Origin of the sequence: Streptomyces sp. NBC_01142, assembly GCF_026341125.1 — a bacterium.
In the GTDB taxonomy this organism is placed as follows: Bacteria; Actinomycetota; Actinomycetes; order Streptomycetales; family Streptomycetaceae; genus Streptomyces.
Window position 1 is genome coordinate 3,089,928 of sequence record NZ_JAPEOR010000001.1, and the last position, 24,029, is coordinate 3,113,956.

14 protein-coding genes are annotated in these 24,029 nt (G+C 70.0%); 4 read left to right on the forward strand and 10 right to left on the reverse strand.

Annotated elements, in window-relative coordinates; translation table 11 throughout:
* Positions 1-28 precede the first annotated feature (28 nt).
* The 7 genes from OG883_RS14015 to OG883_RS14045 all read right to left on the reverse strand — a co-directional run bounded on the left by OG883_RS14015 (position 29) and on the right by OG883_RS14045 (position 10,851).
* Positions 29-1,981 carry an Hsp70 family protein gene (locus OG883_RS14015; RefSeq protein ID WP_266539871.1) on the reverse strand — a complete coding sequence of 651 codons (1,953 nt, stop codon included), beginning with the start codon at positions 1,979-1,981 and terminating at the stop codon, positions 29-31.
* On the reverse strand, positions 1,974-2,885 hold the full coding sequence (locus OG883_RS14020) for a hypothetical protein (RefSeq protein ID WP_266539873.1): 912 nt from the start codon (positions 2,883-2,885) through the stop codon (positions 1,974-1,976). The genes OG883_RS14015 and OG883_RS14020 overlap by 8 nt, the downstream gene beginning before the upstream one ends.
* 34 nt (positions 2,886-2,919) lie before the next feature.
* Positions 2,920-4,638 (reverse strand): WD40 repeat domain-containing protein, encoded by a 1,719-nt coding sequence (locus OG883_RS14025; protein WP_266539879.1) that lies wholly within the window; start codon positions 4,636-4,638, stop codon positions 2,920-2,922.
* Positions 4,625-7,216, reverse strand: a complete 2,592-nt coding sequence (locus OG883_RS14030) for an AAA family ATPase (protein WP_266539881.1) — start codon at positions 7,214-7,216, stop codon at positions 4,625-4,627. Before OG883_RS14030 ends, OG883_RS14025 begins: the two co-directional genes overlap by 14 nt.
* Positions 7,217-7,233: 17 nt before the next feature.
* The gene (locus OG883_RS14035; RefSeq protein WP_266539883.1) at positions 7,234-8,634 is read right to left on the reverse strand and encodes a hypothetical protein; all 1,401 of its coding nucleotides are present in this window, start codon (positions 8,632-8,634) and stop codon (positions 7,234-7,236) included.
* Positions 8,624-9,289, reverse strand: a complete 666-nt coding sequence (locus OG883_RS14040; RefSeq protein ID WP_266539885.1) for a 4Fe-4S single cluster domain-containing protein — start codon at positions 9,287-9,289, stop codon at positions 8,624-8,626. The genes OG883_RS14035 and OG883_RS14040 overlap by 11 nt, the downstream gene beginning before the upstream one ends.
* A gap of 146 nt (positions 9,290-9,435) precedes the next feature.
* Positions 9,436-10,851, reverse strand: coding sequence for a diacylglycerol kinase family protein (locus OG883_RS14045; protein WP_266539887.1), 1,416 nt, complete (start codon positions 10,849-10,851; stop codon positions 9,436-9,438).
* 707 nt (positions 10,852-11,558) lie between these two features.
* Between OG883_RS14045 and OG883_RS14050 the strand changes: the two genes are divergently transcribed.
* The gene (locus tag OG883_RS14050; protein ID WP_266539889.1) at positions 11,559-12,770 is read left to right on the forward strand and encodes an aromatic acid exporter family protein; all 1,212 of its coding nucleotides are present in this window, start codon (positions 11,559-11,561) and stop codon (positions 12,768-12,770) included.
* 93 nt (positions 12,771-12,863) lie between these two features.
* Here the strand turns inward: OG883_RS14050 and OG883_RS14055 are convergent, their stop codons facing one another.
* The gene (locus OG883_RS14055; RefSeq protein WP_266539891.1) at positions 12,864-13,103 is read right to left on the reverse strand and encodes a hypothetical protein; all 240 of its coding nucleotides are present in this window, start codon (positions 13,101-13,103) and stop codon (positions 12,864-12,866) included.
* Positions 13,104-14,020: 917 nt separating this feature from the next.
* On the opposite strand from OG883_RS14055, the gene OG883_RS14060 reads away from it, so the two are divergent.
* Positions 14,021-15,208: an FAD-dependent monooxygenase gene (locus OG883_RS14060; protein ID WP_266539893.1), complete on the forward strand. Its 1,188-nt coding sequence runs from the start codon at positions 14,021-14,023 to the stop codon at positions 15,206-15,208.
* A gap of 621 nt (positions 15,209-15,829) precedes the next feature.
* Entirely contained in the window at positions 15,830-17,878 is a 2,049-nt protein-coding gene (locus OG883_RS14065; RefSeq protein ID WP_266539895.1) for a SpoIIE family protein phosphatase, read from the forward strand.
* An 18-nt stretch (positions 17,879-17,896) separates the two neighbouring features.
* Here the strand turns inward: OG883_RS14065 and OG883_RS14070 are convergent, their stop codons facing one another.
* Positions 17,897-20,605 (reverse strand): SpoIIE family protein phosphatase/ATP-binding protein, encoded by a 2,709-nt coding sequence (locus OG883_RS14070; RefSeq protein WP_266539897.1) that lies wholly within the window; start codon positions 20,603-20,605, stop codon positions 17,897-17,899.
* A 666-nt stretch (positions 20,606-21,271) separates the two neighbouring features.
* Here OG883_RS14070 and OG883_RS14075 point away from each other — a divergent pair.
* Positions 21,272-22,447 carry a damage-control phosphatase ARMT1 family protein gene (locus tag OG883_RS14075; protein ID WP_266539899.1) on the forward strand — a complete coding sequence of 392 codons (1,176 nt, stop codon included), beginning with the start codon at positions 21,272-21,274 and terminating at the stop codon, positions 22,445-22,447.
* Positions 22,448-22,754: 307 nt separating this feature from the next.
* Here the strand turns inward: OG883_RS14075 and OG883_RS14080 are convergent, their stop codons facing one another.
* Positions 22,755-23,903, reverse strand: coding sequence for a serine hydrolase (locus OG883_RS14080; RefSeq protein ID WP_266539901.1), 1,149 nt, complete (start codon positions 23,901-23,903; stop codon positions 22,755-22,757).
* Positions 23,904-24,029 lie beyond the last annotated feature (126 nt).

The following is a 24,029-nucleotide window of genomic DNA, read 5'->3' on the forward strand; positions in this document are numbered from 1 at the left end:
CGGCGTATCACGAGGAGCAGCCCGTTGCTCAGGAGACGAGCAGTTCCGCCGCTTCGGCGAGGGCGTCGAGGTCATCGGCGATGCCCTTGGCGATCTCACTCATGAGTTTTTGCCCACCGTCGTCCAGGAACTGCGCGCTGAACGCCGCCGCCAGCTGCGCCTCCTGGGGCCCTGCCCCCTGACGCAGCTTGTTGACGAGCCGGTTCTCGCCGCCGACCTTGCGCATCCACATCGGAATATTGGCCTCCTGCGCCTTGCGCATCGCCGCTTCCTTGCCCTCACTGAGCCCGACCAGCACCACGACGAAGGCGATGATCACGGCGAACGGCCCGGTCGCGGCGATGATGGCGGTGCCGGCACCGAACAGGGTCGTCGCGACCACTCCGGCGACGACCACGTTCATGACTTTGGCGATATTGTCCAGCACCTGCGTGGCGGCGGCCGAGTCGAACGGCACCTCCAGCTGCCCGCCGCTCACCTCCACGGCGGGCAGTGCCATCGCTGACGGCGGAATGTGCCAGCGTCGGCAGATGGGCCTGGTCAACTCCTCCAGGTCGGGGCGCAGTTCGTTCTGCCAGTCGGTGATCACCTGCTTGAGCCGCGGGTTGTCGGGATCGGTCAGCTCGGCGTGCAGAGCCGAAGTGATGCCCGCCGCCATGTCGTTGAGCGTCGCGATGTGACCGGCCTGCCAGCGCCGGAAGGCGGGGATCGCATGCCGTTCGGTCATTCCGTCCGCCACCGCCTCACCCAGCTTCGCGCCCAGGGACGGCAGCCTGTCCTGCACGAGCGATCCGATCCGGTCGCCCTCGAGGAGCTTGCGGATGTCGGCCCGAAAGCCCGCGGCCCGCAGGCTCATCCGGCCGGCCAGCGCCAGTCCGCGAGCGATCGCCACCTCCGGTTCCAGGCCGAGCAGCACCCTGTCCGCCCCGAACACCTCCCGGGTCTGCTCCTGCACGAAGTGCATGCGCGATGCCCCTCCGGTGAGCAGTACGGCGTCCGGCTGCCCGCCCACCTCTTGGGCGACCTCGTCCAGGGCGTCGCGAAAAGCCTGCCGCCAGGAGCGGCCCTCAAGACTGGGCTGGGGCGCGTCCAGCACGGCCTCCATGTCGGCTGCCGTCAGTTCGATGTCGAAGTAGAACGACTTCTTGTCGATCTGGACCCGGTGGACTCCGCCCACCGTGGCGTCGGGGTCGTCGGCGAATCGGCTGGGGTCGGTGCGGAAGTAGATCTCCTTCACCTCCCGGCACAGCAGCTCCAGTCTCAGCCGCAGCAGTCGGTTGTTGTGGAGCAACTCCTCCAGTGCCTTGCGCTCGGAGTGCCGTTCGAGCTGGCGCTCCAGGATGGTCCGGTCGATGAGCCCGGCGCCGAGCTGGACGCCGGTGTCGATGGGTGGTCCGGTGTGATAGCCGAGAACGCGAGTGAAGTCGGTTGTGGAGGACCCGACGTCCGTGACGACGATGCTTCCCGACAACTGGTCCTGGCCGATGGTGATGTCCATGGACTCTCGGGCATACAGCATGGCGGCCCGCGACTCGGGGACCACGTCCACATGCTGCAGGCCCGCGGACCTCAGCAGGTCCGCATAGGCGCGGCGCAGGTCACCGCTCCAGCCCGAGGGCGCTCCGAACACCCAGCGCACCCGGCGCTTGTCGCCCAGTTCACCGTCGCGGGCGACGGCATCCGCCTTCACTTTGGCCACGAAGAGAAGAACAGGGTGGCGAACTTCCTCACGGCCGAATTCGGGCGACTTGAAGGCGAGATAGAGCGACGTGACGCCCTTGGCTTCGGCAGCCTCCCTGCCGACGAGGACACCGCGGGTGGGGTGCTCCGCGACCACGGTGACATGCTGCCTGCCGCCTCCGGTGGATCCGATGTCGACGATTTCGGGCGCCAGCGTCGTGCTGGTGTGCGCTTTTGCGAGTGCGCTCTCGCCGTGCCCGAGGTCGAAGCCCACCACTACGGTGCCGGACGTGTCAGCCATTGTTGCGCTCCTTGTGCTCGTCGCCCTGCTCCCCGTGGTCCGGGCGCTCGTGGGCAGGGGCAGGGGCCCCGCCGCCCGGTGGTCCCGGCGGCGCCGGGGCGGGCTCATGGACCTCTCCCCGGCGCAGTACCCGGCCGTCCGCCGTCACCAGGGCCGGTTGTACGGTCACGACCCGTTGCTGCTCCGGATCAGGATGGATACCGAAGGCGAACAGCCTCTCGTTGGTTCCGTCGAAGTCGACGACTTTGATGTCGTGCAGCAGCGCCAGGTTCTTGCGCAGCCGGTCGATGTGGCGCAGCGCGAGTTCGCCGTCCCACTCGGCATGCGCTGCCATCAAGTCCCTGATCAGATTGAGGAGTTCCGCGTCCTCGGACCATGGCAGCGCCACGCGCTCCGGGGGCGGCGGCTCGGCCTCGGCGAGCAGCCGGTCCGCGGCCTCCATGGCGGCCTGCACGTGGTCGAGCAGCGAGAGCGTGTGCACGGTCGGGCGCGGCGGCTGTCGTCGGCGCTGTTCCTCCAGTTCTCGTGCCTCTGCCTCGTGGCTGTCCTCGTCGTCGCCGCCCAGACCGAGGAAGGCGATGCGCGGGAACGGCGAGCGGCGCGCCGGCGGACGGGGTCTGGGCGGGGGTACGGCGGGGGCGCGCACGGTGGAGAGCGTGCCGACGACGGCGGCGCGCAGCAGATCCACGGTGGCGACGAGTTGCTGGCGGGCGGCGTCCGCAAGCGTGCTGTCCGGGGCCTGTCCCGGCGCCCGGTACGAGGCGCCGTAGGACGCCGCGTCGAGGCGCTCCAGGACTTCGCGCAGGGCCGCGGTCACGGTGTCCGCGCCTGCGTTGTCGTCGAGGCGCATTTCGAGCTGGGGCCGCTGGTGCTTGAAGGCCGAGGTCAGGAAGCCTTCGGTCACGGCGCCCTCCTTTCGGGCAGAGTCGGTACCGGTGTCAGTGCAGGCGCGGGAGGCGCCAGGCCCGAACGAGCCCGTCGCCGTCCGCGCTCAGAAGTTCTCCGAGCCGGTTGAAGTCCAGTGCACGCACCGGGCTTGAGTGCGCCCCCACGGCCAGGCTCTGGACTTCGCCGGGCGGCGCTCCGCGCGGGTCGGCGCTGCGCACCCGGATGCCTCCGGTGTCGTCGGCGGCCGCCAGGGACCCGCCGGGCCCGAAGGCGAGGGCACGCAACGGGCCGCTGTGGCCGGTCCATCGGCCGACTGGGTCGCGTTCGTGCAGGTCGTGGATGTGGATGGTGCCGTCGGCGCAGCCGATGGCGAGGAGCCGGTCCCCGGCGTCCAGGGCGAGGGCGGTGACGGTGGAGCCGGTGGTCACGGAGAACAGCCGGGTGCCGCTTGTGCCGTCCCGGACGACCGCCTCCCCGGCGCCGCCGACCACGAGGATCCGGGCGTCGGAGGTGACCGCCAGCCGGGCCGCGGCCGACGACCAGGCGACGCGCAGCGGAAACGGGGTGGCGGCGTCGTTCGGTTCCGCGAACAGTGTGGACCTGCGTATTCCGTCGTCGCTGAGGCTGAACACGACGCCGGCCCGGATCCGTACGGCATCGACCCAGCCCTGGTGCCGGGCCAGTGTCCGCGCTCGCCCGGAGCCGCCGAACGACCACAGCCGTACGGCACCGTCCTTGCCTCCGCTCACCACCGATCTGCCCTCGTCGGCGATGTCGACGGCGGTCACCCGGCCTTGGTGCAGGGACCGGACTTCGAACGGCTCGGGGTCCCACAGCCGCCAAATGCGGACCGAGCCGTCCGCGCCGCCGCCCGCGAGCCGCACGGCGTCCGCGTCCTGTTCCCAGGCCGCCGCGGTGAACCCGTCAGCGTGCCGCATCGTGTCCGGCGGCGGCGCCTCGCCCGGCAGCCGTACGGATTCGGCGTCCGGCAGCCGCTGCTCCAGCAGTCCGAGCAGAGACTCGGGCACGGTCCAGCCGGATACACGGTTCACCAGGACGGTCCGCTCCGCCATGTGCTCGAGTGTCTCGGGTATGACGAGAGCGTCCGTACCTGCCCGCGGTCCCGTCCCGTGCCCGATGCCGCCCGCGAGGATGAACAGCGCCGCATCAGGGTCCTTCGGCAGCCCGGCCAGCAGCTCGGCCCAGCTCCAGGTGCGCACATCAGCCCGCTCGGTGGTCTCGCCGTCCTGCCCCCGGCCGAATACGGTGGCTGTCAGCCCGCTCGCCGTGATCTCGGCGAGCGTGACATCCGGCGAGTGCCCGGACCCGGCGGCGAGGGCCGCGCGCGCCAGATCCCGCAGCGTCCGTGCGCCGGCCGCATCGCTCGGCCTGCCGGCGCTGTCGGGCGAGACGGCAGCCGGCCGCTTCCCCTCCTCTTCCAGTTCGCGCAGCACGTCCTCCCGTTCGCCCGGCGGCGGCGGCCCCTCCCGAACCAGGGCCTCCATCCGGTCGAGCCGTACGAGATCCGTCCGCCACGGCGCGCCGGACGCACGGGCCGCGGCGGTCAGGTCGAAGCGGCGTCGGGCTGCTGCGAGCCGATCGTCGATGTCGTTCCGGATCTTCGGCGTGAGGCGGCCGAGGATGAGCTTCCCGCTCAGCATGCAGCCGCAGCTGCCGCACTCCGGCTCGTCGCCGATCGGCGCGGCGCAGACAGGACACGCTTCGTCGGCCAGGGGCGCGGTGGCAGTGACGGAATCAGTCGTCGCCATCGGGCACGTCCTCCGGGGCGAAGGCGAGGGGGCCGGTGACGGGGCCTTCGCCGCCACCGAGGCGCCGGGCCAGGCGTGCCTCCATACGGTCCAGCAGAACTCGTACGGTTCTTCCGTTACCGAAGTCCCGGGGGTGCGCGACGCGTTGGCGATCCAGCCAGGTCCGTGCCCGCCGGGCCACCGGCGCGGGAAGGACGTACCCCTGCTGCTCGGCCGTGCGGCGAAGGATCTCGACCAGTTCGGGCCCCGAGTAGTGCGGGAAGATCACCCGTTCTGTGAACCGGGAGCGCAGTCCGTGGTTCTCGGCGAGGAAGTCGTCCATCGGCGCCGGGTATCCGGCGGCGACGACCACAAGGCGGCCGCGCAGGTCCTCCATCTCGCGTGTCAGGGTGTCGATGGCTTCCGTGCCGAAGTCTCCGCCGTGCTCACGGCGGGAGAGGCTGTATGCCTCGTCGATGAACAGCACTCCGTCGAGAGCGGACCGTATCGCCTCCTTCGTCTTGAGGGCCGTCTGTCCGACGTAGCCTGCGACGAGTTCGGCCCGGGTGACCTCGATCATGTGTCCGCGGTTGAGCAGCCCGAGTGCGTGGAAGAGGCCACCGACGAGTCGCGCCACGGTTGTTTTCCCGGTCCCGGGCGGACCGACGAACAGCAGATGGGGCGGCGGAAAGGACTCCTTGCCCTGCTGCCGGCGTAGCCGCAGCCGTCCCGCCAAATCCCGGATCAGTTCCTTGACGGGATCGAGCCCCACCAAACCGTCGAGTTCGGCGAGGAGTTCATCGACCGGGGGAGTGGGCTGCCGCAGATGGGTCCGGTACCTGTCGGGCAGATCCCCCGGTTCCATGGGCTCGCTCACCACTGCCCGTACGCGCCGTGCCCAACGTGTCTTGAGCTCGTCGGCGAGGTCGCGCATGGCCCGGCCGTTACCGAAGTCCGCGCCGCGTGTGGCGTGCATGCCCTGCGTGACCTCGCGCAGCCGGTCCTCCAGCTCCGGGGTCCAGCTCAGGCCGAGGTCGCGCATCCGAGCGAGGAGGATGGCATGCAGCTCGGGCGGCTCGTAGTCGGGAAAGTGGATGATGTTGGCGGCGGAGGCCCGGCTGCGCAGGCCGGGGTTGGAGCCGAGGAACTCCTCCATCTTGTCGGGGTAGCCGGCGACGATCAGTACGAATCTGCCGCGGTCGTTCTCCATACGGCTGAGCAGTGTGTCGATGGCTTCCTGTCCGAAGCCGCGGCCGCTCTGGTCGCTGAGCCGGTACGCCTCGTCGATGAGCAGCACTCCGTCCAGGGCCCGGTCCACGGTCTCGTTGGTCCTGATCGCCGTCTGGCCCACCACGCCGGCCACCAGGTCCGGGACCTCGGCCTCCACGAGATGCCCTCGGCGCAGCAGGCCGAGGTCGCGGTAGATCTCGCCGACCAGGCGTGCGACTGTGGTCTTGCCGGTGCCGGGGTTGCCGGTGAACACCAGATGCGGTGAGCCGGGCTCCGCGTCGAGGCCGAGACCCCGGGCGCGCAGTGCGGCGTCCGTGGTGACACGCCAGCGCAGGTCCTCCAGATGCTCTTTCACCGAGCCGAGGCCCACCATCCGGTCGATGCGGTCCGAGACGCTGAGTTCGTCCTGGGTGCTGCCGCCGACCCACTGTCGCTGCCGCAGTTCGGCGAGGCGCAGCGGGTGTTTCTCGTCGGCCAGTCGCCGCAGCAGCGACTGCCAGTTCTTGGCCGGCATCGGCTCGGCAGCCATGGCCCGGACGACGAGCGGAAGTTCACGCCAGTCGCCGATGCGCAGCCCGTTCCTGATCCGCGTGGCATGGACGAGCCGGTCCAGTTCCGCTGCGTGCGGATGGCCGATCGCCGCGGTGGCGCGGCCGGTGGAACGCTGCCGCTGGTCGTGCAGGTAGCTCTCCAGCCGCGGGACACTGCGCAGGTCGGCAACGAACTGCTGCACCTCTTCAAGCGTGTGTTTACGGAAGAGGAGGACGCAGAGGTTGTGGTCGTCGTGGTGCTCCGCCCAGCCCGCGAGCGCTCCGGCGAGGGCTCGATCCGCCCGGTCGTAGCGCAGGGACTCCTCGGCGTGGCTGAGGACGACGGCGGTGCGAACCCCGCTCTGCCGCATGAAGTGGTCGAGCATCATCACACGGTGCTGGTCGGTCAGTGTGACGGGTGCGGGATACACGGCGCCTGGGTCGGGGGAGGGCACTTTGGGCACGTCCCCCGAGCCGGCCACCGTTTCGGGCAGGAGCCGCCGGCCGAGCGGGCCGCGGAACTCGGGACGCATCAGGTTGCGGCCGGTGGCCGCGGGTGCCGGTTTGCGCCGTCGGGACAGATCCCGCGACCGCGTGTCCCTGAAGTACAGCGGCCGGGACAGCGTCGAATACACGACCCGCTCGAAGCCCGCCGCGTGCAGCAGTTCCCACAGAAGTTCCTCGATGCCCCGACCGCGGTAGTCGTGACCGACGAAGACGTCGTCCATGCCGCGGCCGTGCACGATGAACAGCGAGTCGCCGACGGGCAGCCGGAACCCTTCGAGGCGCTCGACGAGGGGGCCGTGGACGAGAGGGCCGTAACGGCCGTGCACCGACATTTCCGGGTCCGCCCGCTTCAGCTTTCCGTGGCGGTGCTCGGCAGCGCCTGGCCCTGGGTCTGCGTCGGTGCCTGTCCGAGTGCTTTGAAGTCTCGGTACAGGGGGTCAGGGTCTCCTTCCTCGGCCTGCGGTTCGGAGGCCCGGATACCGTGCGCCTGCAGCTGCCGGCTCAGTGCTCGTCCCCGGTCGTCCAGTTCGTCACGGGCCGCGGTGTCGTGGTCGTACGACAGCACGCGCAGCACTGACCCGCCCGAGTCGCCCTCGGCGGGAGCGACTTCGATGACCATCTCGTTCCGGTTGCGGTGGACGAGCTTGGCGAAGTACGCCTCCCGCTGGTCCTGTCCGAGGTAGGTGACCTCGTCCAGCTCATAGGCGGTCATGTCTTCTAGGGTCTGCACGACGGCCTCGGCCAGGTTCACGCGCTGCTGGGAGGCGATCAGCCGCTGACCGGCCCGTCCGACGATCGCCGCGAGGCGCTGCTCGAGGGCCGGTGCCCTGTGCTCCACGATATCGCGCAGCTCTTGCGCCTCCAGGGGCTGGTTCTCGTCCTTGATGCGCTGTTCGAGGGCGGTGGTCTCCGCTCGCAGCGCCGTCAGTTCGCCGCGCGACCAGTAGTCGACATCGAGGTCCACATCGCCGAACACCTCGCCTTCGGGTCCGTACACCGGCTGCGAGGCACTGCTTTTGGTCTGCAGTTGTACGACCAGGATCCGCTCACTGGCCTGCACCTGCAGGTAGCGCTGCTCGCGGTCGCGTTCCTCGAGGTCCAGCCGGAGTTCGCTGAGCTCCTGATATGCGCCTTGGGCGGTGGCCAGGGCTGCGTCGAACCTGGCCTGCGCGATATTTCCGTCCGCGCGGTCGAGGTGCTGCTCCAGACTGGCGAGGCGTCCGGCGGCGTACCGCTGGTGCGGCAGTGTGTCCCGGATCAGCCGGTGCATGGCGCGTGCGTCGGAGAGAGCGTCGCGGGCGATGACGGCGGCTCGCTCCTGGTCCTGGACCAGTTCGCCGAGTTCGGTCGCCAGGCGCTGTACATCCGCCTGGCGCCGTCGTCGCTCGTCCGCGATCTCGCCCCGCAGCCTGTGTGTCTGCTCGGCGAGATGTACTCGGGTCTCCTTGCGCAGTTCGCCTGCGGAGGCCCTGAGTTCCTCGGCCCAGCGGCGTGCTTGCGCCTGCAGGCGCTGCTGGGTCTCGGTCTCCAGGCGGCGCGTCTGCTCGCTGAGACCCTCCACCACCTGCTCGACCGAGCGCTGGCGGTCCTCGATGACACCGAAGACCCGCTCCAGGTCGTCGTGCGTCTGGCGGCGTACCTCTTTGATCAGTCCTGGCAGGCTCCGTCGGATGTCCTTGAGCCGGGATGCCTCGCGCTGCAGCCGGTACCACTCCGACTCTTCGACCTGGATGCGCTTCCTACCGCTCATGTGCCCCCCTGGTGTGCGCGGCGTTGTCGCGCCGTGCCCGGCGTGTCCGGTCGACGGCGGCGTCGAAGACGGTGAGGAGGGCGGGCGGAGGAACGCCGATGAGCAGCGCTTCGGGGCCGTCCATGGCTATCTCGGCCGTACGGGCACGGCCGGTGAAGTCGTAGCCGCTGTCCGCCAGTCGTCCGGAGAGATGGTGCACCCGTTGGTTCGTGCTGCCGCGCAGTCCGGTCCCGTCGTCGCGCCCCGCGATGTACAGCCCGTCGACGAGCACGTCCACTTCGGCGAGCAGCTCGGCCACCCCGGGTGCGGGCGGGCGGGCACGCAGCCGCTCCAGTCGGTATCCGGTGAAGCAGACCAGGGTGACGTCGCGGATGCGGCGGGCGCACCTGGCCAGCTGCGCCAGTCCTGCGGCCTGCTGCATCGGCTCGCCGCCCGAAAACGTCAGCCCGTCGATTGCGGGGTCGGCCAGCAGCTCCGCAGCCAGCCCGGCAGCCTCGGCCGAGTGAGCGGGCACCTGCGGTATCCAGTCCGCAGACATACAGCCGGGGCAACTGAAGGGACAGCCCTGCACCCATACGACGGAGCGGACGCCGGGACCGAGCGCGGTGGTGCCGACCCACGTCGCGGCAACATTCAGCGATTCATTCAGTCTCACAAATCCCCCCGCCCGCGGGCGCCGGCGGCATCTTCATGTCCGCGCGTCCCGTCGAGCCCTCTCAGGCTCCTCCGGCCCCGAAGTCGGGTCAAGGGGCGCGAACCGGAACGGATGGGGCGCTCAACTCCCGTTGCGCGCGCCCCCGGTCATCGGGAACCCTTGTCCAGCCACGCCGGCTTCCAGCGGGTCGCGCCGGCCTGCCGGTGCCGTTCCGCCGGGCGGCCGAGACAGACGGCGGCGAGATCGGCGACGGTCGACCGCGAGAACAGGTGCACCGCCCGGCCCGCCGGGGAGAGACCGACCGTGTGCCGGGGGAGCCGCAGGCGGAGGGCCCCGGGGAGCGTGGCGAACACGATCGGCGGCTCGACCGTCAACGCCTCGCCGTCGACCCCCACGGCCACGGGGCCGCCGGAGCGCACTTCGAATCGCTCCGCGGTCCACTGGAGCCAGCCGGGGAACCGTCGCACCTGCCCGGCCGCCTGCAGGGTCGTGAACTGAAGGGCTTCGGCGGCGTCGCGGATCGTGAGCGTGACCACGCCGAGTCTCCCGGAGTCCATGCGCTCCCGGGTGCCACGGCCTTCGAGACGGTCGAGCTGGTAGGGGCCGTTCGAGACGAGGATGAGCTGCGCCGTGGAGTGCGGGGCACCGTCCGGCCCTGTGAAGCGCAGGTCGGGCCCGACCGCGTCCGGACCGAGGAGGTCCGGGAGTGTCTCCGCGGCGGTCTTGAGCTTGGCATCCCGGTACTGGGGCGACTGCACGACGTGCGCGTACAGGCCGAGCGAGGCGTTGTTGACGAACACACGGCCGTTGAGGGTCGCCAGGTCGATCCGCCGTTCCACTGCGTCGACGAACGCGTCGAGGGCCCCGACCACATCGTCACGGTCCAGTCCGAGGTCGAGCGCGAGATGATTGCGCGTGCCCGTCGGGACCACGACGTACGGGATGTTGTGCCGCGCGGTGACCTCCGCGACGATCGCCTGCGAGCCGTCCCCGCCGGCCATGCCGATGGCATCGGCACCGCGCGCAAGCGCCTGCTCGGCGAGCTCTCGCAGATCCTCACCCGGCTTCAACAGGACGGCCTCGACGCCGCGGCGGCGGCATGCGTCCGCCAGGCCAAAGCGCTCGACCTTGCCTCCGCCGGACTTCGGGTTCATCAGCAGGACCGGGTGGGCCGGTTTCGCGGCGGGTCTGCCCGCCGCCGCGACGGATCTTCCGTGCCGGCGCAGCGCGACGCGTGCCGCTGCCGTGGAGAGCGCCGCCAGCACGAGGACCACCGCGAGACGCGGCAGGCTGAGCTCCGCGAGGACGACGGCCACCAGCAGCGCCAGCGCGAGGACGGTGCCCAGGCCCGCCACTGCCCGTCGCGTTCCTCTGCGCGAGACCGCGTGCCAGCCTGCCGTCACTCCGACCAGCAATGCCACGACAGCCGCCACCAGGGCTGCCCAGTTCATGACGGCTCCGACGAGGAGGATGGTCAGCGCTGCCGGCAGCGCCGCCAGGGCCACGAACGCGGCGAGGCGCTCGGCGGGGCGGGGCCGGCCTGACCGGTCGTGGTCGGCCACTACGGAAGGCACCTCCTGTGTCGGTGGCGCGCCAGGCGGCGTACCAATGCCTGTGCCGCAGGATCGTGAGGCCGGAGTACAGGCAGGCCACCGCAGCGGAACGGCCGGGGGTCGTAAGCCGCGATCATCGGAATCCTCCAGCGTGGATGCCCGCTGACCGCCGCTTGTGGGACCCGCTTGGCACTCGGCACCGAGGGGCCGCCACCGAGGCGGCACAGAGGGAAGACGGTTGCGTTGCGGGCGAGGCGGCCGTCGCATCGGCTGCCGCCCGCGGCGCCAGGGAACAGTGGGCAATGCCGGCGCGCGCCAAACGGTGGGCGGTCCCGCGCGACCTGCGACAGCACCACATGGGATTTCCTTTCGAGGTGCTCACCGCGTGGGCCGACCACGGTCGAGGAACCCCCACCACTCGCATGCTAACTCTGCTCGCTCGGCCCTCCGGCCGCCCACCGCTGTGTCCGGCATTCGGCGGCATCGGCCGGGGGCCTATCGCCAGAGCCCGGGATCAGGGTATTCAGAGCTCCGAGTCATGGCGCCGCAGTGTGAGGGGCACAGGGCCTCCAAGCGTGTGAGTCGGCCGGCCCGGTTCTCGGTGCCGAGAGCCGTCCGCCGTCCGCTGTCCGCGAAGACGTCCTCACGGGCGAGCGCACGGGTGGTCGGCCTGCCGATGTTGCCTGTGGTACGGAAATAGGGGGAAGAGCTCAAGGGTGCGTGAAGTTACCGACCCTTTGCTGGATCTCGTCCGGCGGCACAGAGAGCCCGTGGTCGTGCAGACGGTCCGGTCGACCGTAGCCGCCGTGATCTCCTACGTCGTAGCCCTGATGCTGAGCAGTGAACCGGCGCCGCTGACCGCACCTCTGACCGCGCTGCTCGTCGTCCAGGTCACTCTGTACACGACCCTCACCACCGGCATGCGCAGAGTGAACGCGGTCGTGGCGGGCGTGGTCATCGCCATCGGCTTCAGCTCCTTGGTGGGCTTGACCTGGTGGAGCCTGGGACTGGTCATTCTCGCCTCGCTGGTGATCGGCCGTTTTGTACGCGCCGGTGAGTTCGTCCCCGAGGTGGCCATCAGCGCCATGCTGGTGCTGGGTGTGACACGGGTCGCCGCGACGGCCTGGGACCGGGTGCTCGAGACCCTCATCGGGGCGGTCGTCGGACTGCTTTTCAACGTCCTGTTCGTGCCACCCGTCTGGGTGCAACCCGCCAGTGCGGCCATCGAGGATCTCGCCGGCCGTATGCGGCGGTTGCTGCTCAGTCTCAGCGATGTGGTGTGCGGCCACACCCCCGTGGCGGAGGCCGCTGCGCTGCTGCACCAGGCGCGGCGGCTGGATCACGACATCGTCCAGGTGGACGAGTCCCTGCGCCAGGCGGAGGACAGCCTCCGGCTCAACCCTCGCGTCAAGAAGGGCCTGCTCTACCGCGTCGTCCTGCGCACCGGCCTGGACACGCTGGAGATCTCCGCGGTGGTGCTCCGTACGGTGTGCCGCACTCTGACGGATCTCGCCAAGGCGCGGACGGAAGAGCCGCTCTTCCCTGCGGACATCGCCAACGCCCTGCGGGAGCTGTTCACGCACATGGCCCGTGCGATCGAGAGCTTCGCCGTACTGATCACCACGCAGGTCAGCGCCAACGCGGAGGAGGCCGAGGAACGGCTCGTCAGGGAGCTCGAAGCCAGCCGCCACAGCCGTGGGATCGTCGCGCATCTGCTCCTCGACGGGGTGCAGGAACACCCGCGCCAGTGGCAGCTGCACGGAGCGCTGCTGGCCGAGATCGACCGGATCCTGGACGAGCTGGACGTGGACAAGCGGTCCCAGCGGCTGGCGGAGGAGCTGCACCGCCAGTCCCGTGAGCAGCGGGAGAGGTACCGGCTGGTGGACAAGCTCCGGGGGCGGTTGAGCGTTGGCCGGTCGGCTGAGTGACGCAGCGGCCCCAGGTTGCATACCCCCAGACGGGCGATGCGGGGAAGGCGGCCCGAGTCGGCTCCGAGCAGGAGACCCGGGCCTGGGCCTGCATCAGTCGTCGGCCGCACTCCGGTCCGTCCTCTTCCCGTCCTCGGTGGCGCCCGAGGTGTCTCTCAGCCGTTGCTGACGATCACGGTGGCGTCGGCCGTATGCGGCGTTGTGTACCGCTGTGCACTCCTCGAGCCCCGTTCCGAAAGCCCCGCCGATCATGGAGATGGAGGCGATGAACCAGCCCAGAAACACGTACTCATAGTCGCCCGAATCGACATCAGTGCAGAACGACTGGGTCAATCCGCAGTGTGTATATCGAGGCATCGGACAAGCGGGTTGTGTAGGGAATTGGATCCGCATGTGATCTCCAGCCACTGCTTTTGCAATTCGCGACGGGCTCTGCGATAAATGGCAGTCGATCAAGGTCCTGGCTGCTCCGGGGGAGTAATCCGTGGGGGAAATTCGCGCGCCTGACAGGCAGGGAGACAGGTCCCCCGCTGTCACTGTCCCCGGGCGTGCAGAGACCGGCGAACCTGAGCGCAGCGATCTGCGGCGGGGGAAGAAGACGCTGCCCACGGTCCGGGCCGCCGCCGAGAGCCCCCCATTCGCAGGCCGGCTTTCCCGGCTTCTCGAACCACCTTGTGAAGATGCCGAGTTGGAGCATGCCTGTCGACTGAACGAGCGCGCGGGCGGGCGGCAGCGCTGCCAGGAGCAGGCATACCGGCGACCGGAGTGCGCCCGGCCGGCGGCCGACGAGTTACCGCTCTCCGTCGAGGCCCGGGATGAACTGACCGCCATGGCGGGCCAGTTCATCCTGCCGCGCTCAGTGGCCGGATCCCGGCAGGGCTGGGGAGCGCCATGACAGTCGAGTTGCCGACGGCGTCCGCGCCCCGGCCGTCCGGTGCTTCTGCCGCGCGGGTCGGACGCATGACGCCCGGGATCCGCCCCCAGCTGGAGCTCATACGGCTCGACCCTCCGGTCGGTGCCCTGCCGGCGGTTCTCCCCGGCTGGGTGAGCGTGGCGCCGGCGTCCGGCGCTCTCGCCGGCTGGCGCCTGCCCGCAGGCATGCTGGTCCAGGGCGTTCCGGCGAGAAGTGCCGGATGCACTGTCAAGGACATCGCCGACCGCCGCTTCGATGCGTGTGTGCCCCGCACCGCCGGACGCCCGGGGATGCCTTCACCTGAACGCGCCGGGTGTGAAAGGAAGATCGTTCAGCCATGACCGCCTTACGTATTGCCATCGTCGGCGGGGGAATCGCCGGGCTGACCCTCGCCCTGGCCTCCCATCGGGCCGGGCTGCACCCGATCGTCTACGAGAAGTCCCGGCAGCCACGGGACACCGAGACCGGCCTCCAGCTCAGCCCCAACGCGGTGCGGCAGCTGCGTCGTCTGGGAGCAGGGCCGGGCCTGCGGTCCGTCTCCTCGCTCCCCCAAGCGCTGGACTTCGTGCACTGGCGGGAGGGCGCCCCGCTCCTGCGGGTGCCGATCCGTCCTGCCTATGCCGAGCGCTTCGATTCGGACCACCACGCGCTCCGGCGTGCGGACCTTCGTGACATCCTGCTGCGCCTCCTCCCCGTGGGCACCGTCCGCCTCGGCCGTCTCTGCGGTTGGGTGGACGAGCACGCCGACGGTGTCAGGCTCACCTTTGCCGACGGCACCAGCGCGGAGGCCGACGTGGCCGTCGGCGCCGATGGTGTCCACTCGGGTATCCGCGCGCTCTCGAACCCCGCCAGCGAGCCCGTGCACTCGGGGATGGACGCGTACCGGGGTCTGTCGCAGGCCGACTCCGCCATCCCGGGCGAGCCCCCCGTCGTCAGGGTCTGGCTCGGCCAGGACCGCCACTTCGTGTGCTACCCCGTTGACTCCGGCCGCCTGATCAACTTCGTTGCGGTCGTGCCGACCCCATCGCCACGCGCCTTCGCAACCGCGGCGGGGGCGCCGGCGACTCACGAGGACGTCCTCCGCGAATTCGCCGGGTGGGACCCGGCTGTCGGCGCCCTCGTCCGCGCCGCGCCCTCGATCAGCCGCTGGCCGGTGTTCGACCAGGACCCCCTCACCACCTGGAACACGGCACGCACCACCCTGGTCGGCGACGCGGCGCACCCGATGCTTCCGCATCAGGCCCAGGGAGCCTGCCAGGGAATCGAGGACGCGGTGGCCCTCGCCGAACTCCTGCGGCACACCGGCCGGCTGGGCGTCACCGAAGCCCTGCGCAGATACGCCGCCCTGCGCGCTCCTCGAACCGCCCGCATCCAGTTGCTCTCCCGGGAGTACGGCACGTTGATGCACTCGCCCGAGGGTGCCGAGCTGGCCGCGGTGCTCCAGCCCCGGGATGTGATCGACCAGATGGCGGAGACCTACGCCTACGACGCGCACGCACGGGCCGTCGAAGCCGCCCTGGAGTGAAACCGGCAGACCTCGACCACCGTGGCCCTGACTCCCGCTCTCGCTGCGAATCACGCTGTTCCCACGCCTGGAGGACATCCACCCGTGATCAGTGAAGCGACTGAGCCGACCGCCCCGCCGCCGGCACCCGACTGCCTCGTGCAGCCGGCCTTCGGGTTCAGCGTAGCGAAAGCAGTGCTGAGCGCGGTGGAGCCGGCAGTGTTCGCGGAGCTGTCGCGCCGTGGCCCGCAGGACGCCGCCGCCCTGGCCGCGGGGCTGGGCCTGCACCCCCGGCCGGCCCCGAGTCCATGGTGGTCGGCATCACGTAACGACTGGCCCGCCGCCGCCGCCACCACGCCGCGCCACGCGAGAACGACGCGCTGAAGAGGGTGCAGGGACTTGCGGCCGGGCGCTCCAGGGGGCGGATTCGCCGACTGACGCACCCGCTGCGCTGCCCTGTCCCTCTGACCTCGAGGTCTTCCACGGCGCCCCGGGGCGCCGTGGAAGGTCAGGATCGCCCGGAGTATCCGCTGCGCGCCGCCCGTAGGCGCGCAGCGCCCCGCGTCGACCTCTCGGATAGGGTAATTCGGAAGGAAATGCGCCCCCCGGGGTTAGGCCGATGCATTGGACACTCACCAGTCGATGAGCGAGGTGCCGGACCAGCCCGTGGCGGCTGTCGGGCACGCGGGTGTGCTCCGCGAACTGCTTCCGATCGCGCTGTGGAGGGAGGACGCGGAAGGGCGTGTTCTGGAGTGGTCGCTCGCCGCCCAGGACCTGCTCGGTCACCGACCCGAAGACCTCCTGGGCCGCCCTGCCTCACCCGTACTGGTCCCCGAGGCCAACCGGGAACTGGCCGAGCAGCTCACGCGGCGGGTCCAGGCCGGCGAGACCGTGGTCGGGACCCTGCCCGTGCGGCATCGCGACGGACACCAGGTGACGATGGAGATGTGGATCGTCCCCGCCGTCGACCCGCAGGGCCGTCCGGGCTCCATGCTGATCGCCGTGGAGACCTCGGAGGTCCTGCGCATGCGGGACTCACTGGCGGCTCTGCAGAGTCTCTTCACCCAGTCACCCATCGGCCTGGCCACCCTCGGTCCGGACCTGCGGTTCATCCGGGTCAACGACGCCTTGGCCCGGATGAACGGCGTCCTGGCGACCGAGCACCTGGGCAAGCGGCTCACGGAGGTGGTCCCCGGTGTCAACGCCACGGCCTTGGAGGCGATGATGCAGCAGGTCCTGGACCGCGGTGCGCCGGTCGTCGACGCGCGCCGCACCGGCCGGACCCCGGCCGATCCCGATCACGACCGGACCTGGTCCTGCTCCTACGCCCCGCTGCTCGACGGCGCCGGCCGGCGGCTGGGTCTGATCGCCTCCCTCATCGACATCACTGAAGGGCAGCGGGCGCTCATCGAGGCCGACCGGGCCCGTCGGCGCTTCGCCCTGCTCGCGGAGGCGGGCGCCCGCATCGGCACCACCCTGGACCTGCGGCAGACCGCCGAGGAAATGGTGCAGGTGCTGGTGCCACAGCTCGCCGACTCGGCCGACGTACAGCTGCTGGAAGCGGTCCTTGCCCCCGACGAGGGCGCGGCGGCGGCCGCGGCCACCCGGGGCGTGCTCCGCCGGCTGGCGGTCGCCTTCCCCGACCCGACCGCCCCCACCGCGAAACTGGCGGCCGGCCAGACCATGCAGATCCCGCCCGGCACGGTGTACGAGCGGGTCATCGCCGACGGCCGGCCGATGAACCTGTACCGGTCCGACGTCCCGGCGCTGATCAGGGACCCCCGCGCCGAGAGCCTGCGTAACTACCTCGCCAGTCTGGGATCGGCGCGACTGGTCCCCCTGGTCGCGCGCGGCAAGGTGCTCGGAGCGGTCACGGTGACGCGGCTCCGCAGCCGCGAGTCGTTCGACGAGCAGGACTGCGTCCTCGTCGACGAAGTGGTCGCGCGAGCGGCGCTCAACATCGACAACGCACGCATGTACACCACCCAGCGGGAGGCGGCCCTCACCCTGCAGCGCAGCCTGACGAACAACGCGCTGCCCGATGTCACCGGCCTCGAACTCACCGGGCGTTACCTCCCTGCCAGCGACCACGACGTCGGCGGCGACTGGTTCGACGTCATCACCCTGCCCGGGGGCCGGACCGGACTCGTCATCGGGGACGTCATGGGCCACGGGATCCACGCGGCGGCCGTCATGGGGCAACTGCGCACAGCGGTGCGTACGCTCGCCCGGCACGACGTTCCGCCCGCGCAGATGCTCCGCTCCCTCGACGCTGTCGTCTCCGACCTGGGGGAGGACGAAATGGCGACCTGCGTCTACGCCGTGCACGACCCGGCATCCGGTGGATGCGTGATCGGCAGGGCCGGCCACCTTCCGCCGGCCGTGGCCACGCCCGGCGGGGCGATCACGTTCCTCGACGGTCCACTGGGCACCCCCCTGGGCACGGGAGGGCAGGACTACCCCACCGAACAGGTGCCACTGCCCCCGGGCAGCCTGCTGGTCCTGTACACCGACGGTCTCATCGAAGCCCGGGACAGGGACCTCGACCAGGGCATGGACCAGCTCGCGCAGGCGCTGCGGAACCTAGACCAGCCGCTGGAGGAGCTCTGTGACAGTGTCCTGGGGCGGCTGCTGCCCCGTCCTGCGCAGGACGACGTGGCGGTGCTCCTGGCCCGCACCCTGCGGACGTGACGCTCGCCCCCGAGGCCGTCAGATCGCGTCGATGTCGAGGAAGTCCGGGAACTGATTCACCGAGCCCTCCGAGGAGCCCGACAGCGGCTGCTCGGCCCAGATGACCTTGCCCTCGGGGGTGTACCGGGTACCCCACCGCTGGCTGAGCTGCGCCACCAGGAAGAGCCCACGCCCGCCCTCGTCCGTGGTGGCGGCATAGCGGAGATGGGGTGAGGTGCTGCTCCCGTCGGACACCTCACAGGTCAGCGTGCGATCGCGCAGCAGCCGTACGCGGACCGGGGCGGAGCCGTGTCGGATCGCATTGGTGATCAACTCGCTGAGCATCAGCTCCGTGCCGAATGCGAGATCGGACAGGCCCCATTCCTCCAGCTTCTCCACGACGACGGCTCGCATGGCGCCCACCGCGCTCGGCTCGAACGCCACAGCCCAATCGACGACGTCACCGTCGCCGAGGGTTCGGGTCCGTGCGATGAGCAGAGCCACATCGTCGCGAGGACGAGCCGGCAGGAGTGCGTCGAGAACCGCCTGGCAGCTCTCCTGCGGGTGCCGGTCGGGATGGCTCAGGGCTGTGCGCAGCAGTTCCAGTCCGTCGCCGATGTCACGGGTGGGGTCCTCGACCAGTCCGTCCGTGTAGAGCACGAGCTGGCTGCCCTCGCTCAGGCTCAGCTCCGCCGTCTCGAACGGCATCCCGCCCAGCCCCAGCGGCGGTCCGGCCGGCAGCTCCATGATGTCCACCGTGCCGTCGGGGCTGACTACCAGCGGCGGCATGTGTCCCGCCCGTGCCACGATGCAGCGCTGGGACACCGGGTCGTAGACCGCGTACAGGCAGGTGGCGCCCAGTACGCCGCCGTCGCCCGCATCCCCGTCATGATCGATGCGCTGGACGAGGTCGTCGAGCCGGGCGAGCAGCTCGTCGGGCGGCAGGTCGAGTGACGAGAAGTTGTGCACCGCCGTCCGCAGCCGGCCCATGGTGGCCGCGGCGTGCAGTCCGTGCCCGACCACGTCGCCGACGACGAGCGCGACGCGGCAGCCCGGCAGCGGGATGACGTCGAACCAGTCGCCGCCCACCCCGGCCTGCGCGGGCTGGTAGTAGTGCGCCACCTCCACGGCGCTCTGGTCGGGCAGGGCGCGCGGCAGCAGGCTGCGCTGGAGCGTCACGGCCATGGCGTGCTCACGGGTGTACCGGCGGGCGTTGTCGATGCTGACCGCGGCCCGGGCGACCAGCTCCTCGGCCAGGGACAGATCTTCGTCGTCGAAGGGCTCCGGCTTCTGCGAGCGCCAGAAGGTGACGATTCCGAGTACGACGCCCCGCGATTTGAGGGGGGCTGTGATGAGGGAGTGGATGCCGTAGTCGATGATGCTCTGCGCCCGTGGCGGATCCTGCGCGTACCAGCCCGGCGCGTCGGCCAGGTCCGGTACCAGTTCGGCCTGGCCGCTGCTGAGGCCCCGCGCGTGTGGCGTGGACGGTTTGAAGTTGATCATTTTGCCGCGCGGATAGAGAGGTTCGTCGTCGCGAATGCCGCTGACCGCCGTACGGCGCACGTCGGAGCTCGTGCCGGTCGGTTCGTCGCCGTGGAGTACAGGGTCCGCCAGATCGACGGTCACGAAGTCCGCGAACCGGGGTACGGCGACATCCGCCAGCTCCTCGGCCGTCCGCGTCACGTCGAGACTGGTGCCGATGCCGATACCGGCGTCGTACAGCAGTTTCAGCCGTCGGCGAGCTGCTTCCGCCCGGCTGGTGAGGATGCGCATCTCGGTGGAGTCGCGGATGGTGACCACGGCCCCCTCGGGCTGGCCGCGGGGCATCGTCGGCCGCTGGTTGACCACCAGCAGCCGGTCCCCGGCCGCGAGGACCTCGTCCGTGGCCACCCGGCCGGACAGCAGGAGGCCGGCCACGCGCTGGTCGAGTGCGGGCAGGCGTTCGATATCGCGTCCCTCCGCGTCGGCCGGCAGTGCGAGCAGCCGTCTGGCCTCGTCGTTCGCGAGCACCAGCCGACCGTCCCCATCGGTGATCAGTACGCCCTCGCGGACGGCGTGCAGGACCGCGTCGTGGTGTTCGTACATCCGGGTCATCTCGAGGGGCCCGAGCCCGTGGGTCTGCCGCTGCAGCCGTCTGGTGATCAGTGCCGTGCCGACGGTGGCCACGCCCAGGCCGGCCGCGCTGACGCCGAGGATGACCGGAAGCTGCCGGTCGACCACGCCGGTCACGTTCTCCACCGTGAGACCGGCCGACACCAGCGCAATGACCCGGCCGTTGGCGGAGGTCACCGGGACCACGGCCTGGATCTCCTGGCCGAGAGGCCCTCGCACGCTCTCGGTATGCACCCGGCCGGCCAGGGAGGGTGCGATCGTGCCCACGAATCGCTTGCCGATACGTTCGGGCTGGGGGTGCGTGTAGCGGATTCCGTCAGTGTTCATCACCACGATGAAGTCGACGCCCGCGGCCTTGCGCGTCTCTTCCGTGAGCGGCTGGAGGATCTTGGACGGGTCCGGGGTCCTCAGCACCGCGGGGAGCCCGATTGAGTGGGCGAATGTCTGGGCGACCCCCACCGATACGGCGCGGGCCTCACGATCGACGTCGTGGCGCGACTGGAGCACCAGCGCCAGTACGGCACCGGCAGCGAGCAGCACCACAACCGCCGCCTGGAGTATGAACACCTGTCCGGCGACGCTTCGTGGGTGCTTCCCGGTCAGTGACCGCACCAAGGCGCTCGGCACGGGTTGCATGGATGAATCACATTTTCATTTAACACCGCAGAGCCTTCGAGGGACGGGCCGAAACCGGCGGACGGCTCGCACGACCTGCCGGACGCCGCTCGTGGGCGTGGAGCGTGGGCACCACGTGATCAAGGTGTCTGCCGGGGAACCCGCCGGCCCCGCGGCCATCACCTGCGGGCCTGCGGCAGGGGCGCCGGGATCGTGTCGTACATACCGCGCTGCGGCTGACGCAGACCCCGAAGACGCCCGCCGGATGGGCACCGGCGCGGCCGGCTCCTTACGGGGACGGGCGGGCGTCGTTCTTCCCGGACTTCTTGTCCGCTGTCGGAACCTCTGACGCCACCGGCACTCTCCCTCGCGGAGCAGCATCCGCGCCGGTCCGGGAGCCGTGACTCGAAACCGACCAGGGTGACGTGCTCGTCCGCCGACGGCTCGATCCATGACGTGGCGCAGGCTCGTGCGGGACAGATCGACAGCCGACGGGTGGCCAAGCTCGCGAAGCTCCTGGTTCAGACGGTGAATCTTGGCCGTGACCCGTCTGTCAGGCGCTTCGTCGTTCATGCTGTACGGGATGACCACCCAACGCGCCCGGCCCGCCCGCCAGGTTGCGAAGGCTCAGTCTGTAGGTGCCTCGCTGTAGTTGCCTCGATCACCGGACCGGAGGAGCACAGAACCATGCCGGAAGCAGCCGACGCCCCCGTGATCCTGAGCAATGAGCCAGGATCGTTCGCCTGGGGGGTTCTGGCCGAGCGGCATCCGGCGCTCATCCAGAAGGTCCGGGACGCCTTCCCCTACGGCCCCGAACAGCGCCGCGCGCTCGACGCCCTGCTGAAGAGCGGCACCGAGGGGGTGATCGAACCGCTCGGCGCGGGAGCGCACGACCGGGAGCAGTGGGACGAGTGGGGACGGGAGTACTTCGGCCTGCCCTGGTTCGACGCGCCGTTCCTGTGGGCCGAGAGCTACTTCTATCGCCGGCTCCTCGGTGCTGTCGGGTACTTCGCGGCCGGGCCCTGGCAGGCAATCGACCCGTTCCGCCCGTTCAAGCTGCTGGAACTCCAGACCTCGGAGGCCGACGAGGAACTGGCCGCGCTCGACCGGCTCGCACAGCGGCCGTCCGACGAGCAGGACCGGGCGCTGGTCCACGGCTCGCTCTGGGGCAACCGCGCGGACCTCGGCTTCCACATGTCCTCCGGCGCTGCGGCGACGGAGGCCGCAGACTCACATCTGGTCGCGGACGACAGCGAGTTGCTGTGGTCGCTGCTGCCCGGCGGAGCCGCGGGCACCCTGTGCCTGGTCGCGGACAACGCCGGACGGGAACTCATCCCCGACCTGATCCTCATCGACCACCTCCTCCGGCACCACCACGCCGAGCGGGTCGTCCTGCACGTCAAGCCGTACCCCTACTTCGTCTCCGATGCCACGACCGCCGACGTCGTCGACTGCCTGCGCCGCCTGGCCCGGGCCCAGGGGGTTGCGGTCGAGGTCGGCAAGCGCCTGTGGTCGGCGATGGGCAGCGGTCGGCTCACGGTCCGGGCCCACCCTTTCTCCTGCGCGCCGCTGCCGTACTCCGAGATGCCGGACGATCTCCGGCAGGAGTTCGCCGAGGCCACCGTGACCATCATGAAGGGTGACCTGAACTACCGGCGCCTCGTGGGCGATCAACTGTGGTCTCCCACCACGCCCTTCGCAGACCGCACCGCGTACTTCCCCGGCCCGGTGGCTGCATTTCGTACGTTGAAGTCCGACGTCATCGTCGGTCTCGACGAGCGCACCGAGTCCGCGCTCGTCGCGGCGCACGCACAGCGGTGGCGTACGAGGGGGACCCATGCGCTGATCCAGGTGCGGACGTGACGACGGCAGCGTGACGCACCTGCCGGCGTCCCTCGCCCATCTCGCCCGGGACGGGGACAGCCTGTCGGCGCTCGTCGGGCTCGTACCGTCATCGCCAAGGACCGCCCGGACCGCCGTCGTGCTCTGGAGCCGCCCCGCCAGGATCGGGCGACGCCGGTCGCGGTGGCGACCTGCCCGCCCGAGCCGGCCCGCACCGAAGCCTGCACCCGGAGCTTCACGTGCTCGGTTTCGTCGTCTCCTCTGCGGCGCTGCCCCGCGGGGCCGCCATGTTTCACGCCCCGGAGGGGGCCGCCCGGGTGAGTCCTGCTCAGTCGCCGCTCAGCGGCATGTCCGGGGCCACATGGTTGGCGATCGAAACCAAGAGCGCCGTACTGAAATTCTCGCTGGCGTTGTTACCGATCCCCTGTGTCCCGACCGTCGCGATCGTGATCTTCTTGGACGGCAGATAGGCGACCGTTGCCTGGTAGCCGGCGAACGACGGATTCTGCAGGAGCCAGGTGTTCTGCACGGCCAAGCCAAGGGCATAGGAGGTATTCGACGAAACCTTGGAGACGGGTGTGATCTGTTCCTTGTGCGACTCGGGCGTCAGCAACTTCCCTTCGCCCAGCGCCGTCACGGACTTCCCCAGATCCTCCAGTGTTCCCGTCATGATCGCTCCGGGTGCCAGTGTCCATGACGGATTCCAGTAGGTGGAGTCCTCGAATACGCGCCGTTCGTTGTCGAAGGCATGGAGCACCGGGGGCGGGATCTCGGCCGTGGACGGGTTGTCGGTCTGAGTCAGGCCGAGCGGCTTCAGGATGTCATTCCGCATCACTTCCGCCAGGGGCTTCTTCTCCACCTTCGAGATGATGTCACCCAGGATCACCCAATTGGCGTGCGAGTACACAAAACCCGTTCCCGGGGGTTTCACGAGGGGCTTGGAGACGGCGATCTTCACCCGTTCTCCCGCCGTCCACTCGCGGAACGGATTCTTGTAGAGTTCGGCCAAGAACGTACGATCCTGGACGTAGTCCGAGTATCCAGAGGTGGTAGAGGCCAGCATCTTCAGTGTGATCTCGTCCGCGTGCGGAAGGTCGGGGCGCCACCGGGAAATCTTGTCGTCGAGCTTGACCTTGCCCTCGTCGACGAGCTTGAGGATTTCGGTCGTCAAATAGGGAATCGCAACCGATCCGATCCGGAAATGCATGTCCGTCGAAACGGGGACGCCCGTCATCGATTCTCCTGAAGCGACGGTCGTAACTCTCTTTCCGTCGACCCATACCCCTGCCATGACTGCGTTGAGCTTGTACTTCTTCAGGGCGTCTGCGACCTGCTTCCTGGTGAACGCGGAAGTGCCGGCCGGAATGCACGTGTCGCCTTGAGCGATCTGGCCGGACGGACATGCCTTCGGCGCGCTCTCGGCCTCACTGGCTACGCAGCCCGCCAGCGAAGCACCCAAAAGAAGTAGCAGGCACACGAGGGTAACTGTCCTGGGTCGACGCACCGCGGAACCTCCCTACAGGTCGAGGCTGAGATCCTCGAAGGCTGAGATCCCCCTGTCGCAATTTCGGGCCCCGTTCCGCATGCTAACCGTCGGCGTCAT

Excerpts from the sequence above, each read along its gene's own strand:
- OG883_RS14015 (WP_266539871.1), bottom strand. The coding sequence starts at position 1,981 with ATGGCTGACACGTCCGGCACCGTAGTGGTGGGCTTCGACCTCGGGCAC.
- OG883_RS14025 (WP_266539879.1), bottom strand. The coding sequence starts at position 4,638 with ATGGCGACGACTGATTCCGTCACTGCCACCGCGCCCCTGGCCGACGAA.
- OG883_RS14030 (WP_266539881.1), bottom strand. The coding sequence starts at position 7,216 with ATGTCGGTGCACGGCCGTTACGGCCCTCTCGTCCACGGCCCCCTCGTC.
- OG883_RS14035 (WP_266539883.1), bottom strand. The coding sequence starts at position 8,634 with ATGAGCGGTAGGAAGCGCATCCAGGTCGAAGAGTCGGAGTGGTACCGG.
- OG883_RS14060 (WP_266539893.1), top strand. The coding sequence starts at position 14,021 with ATGACCGCCTTACGTATTGCCATCGTCGGCGGGGGAATCGCCGGGCTG.
- OG883_RS14065 (WP_266539895.1), top strand. The coding sequence starts at position 15,830 with ATGAGCGAGGTGCCGGACCAGCCCGTGGCGGCTGTCGGGCACGCGGGT.
- OG883_RS14070 (WP_266539897.1), bottom strand. The coding sequence starts at position 20,605 with ATGCAACCCGTGCCGAGCGCCTTGGTGCGGTCACTGACCGGGAAGCAC.
- OG883_RS14075 (WP_266539899.1), top strand. The coding sequence starts at position 21,272 with ATGCCGGAAGCAGCCGACGCCCCCGTGATCCTGAGCAATGAGCCAGGA.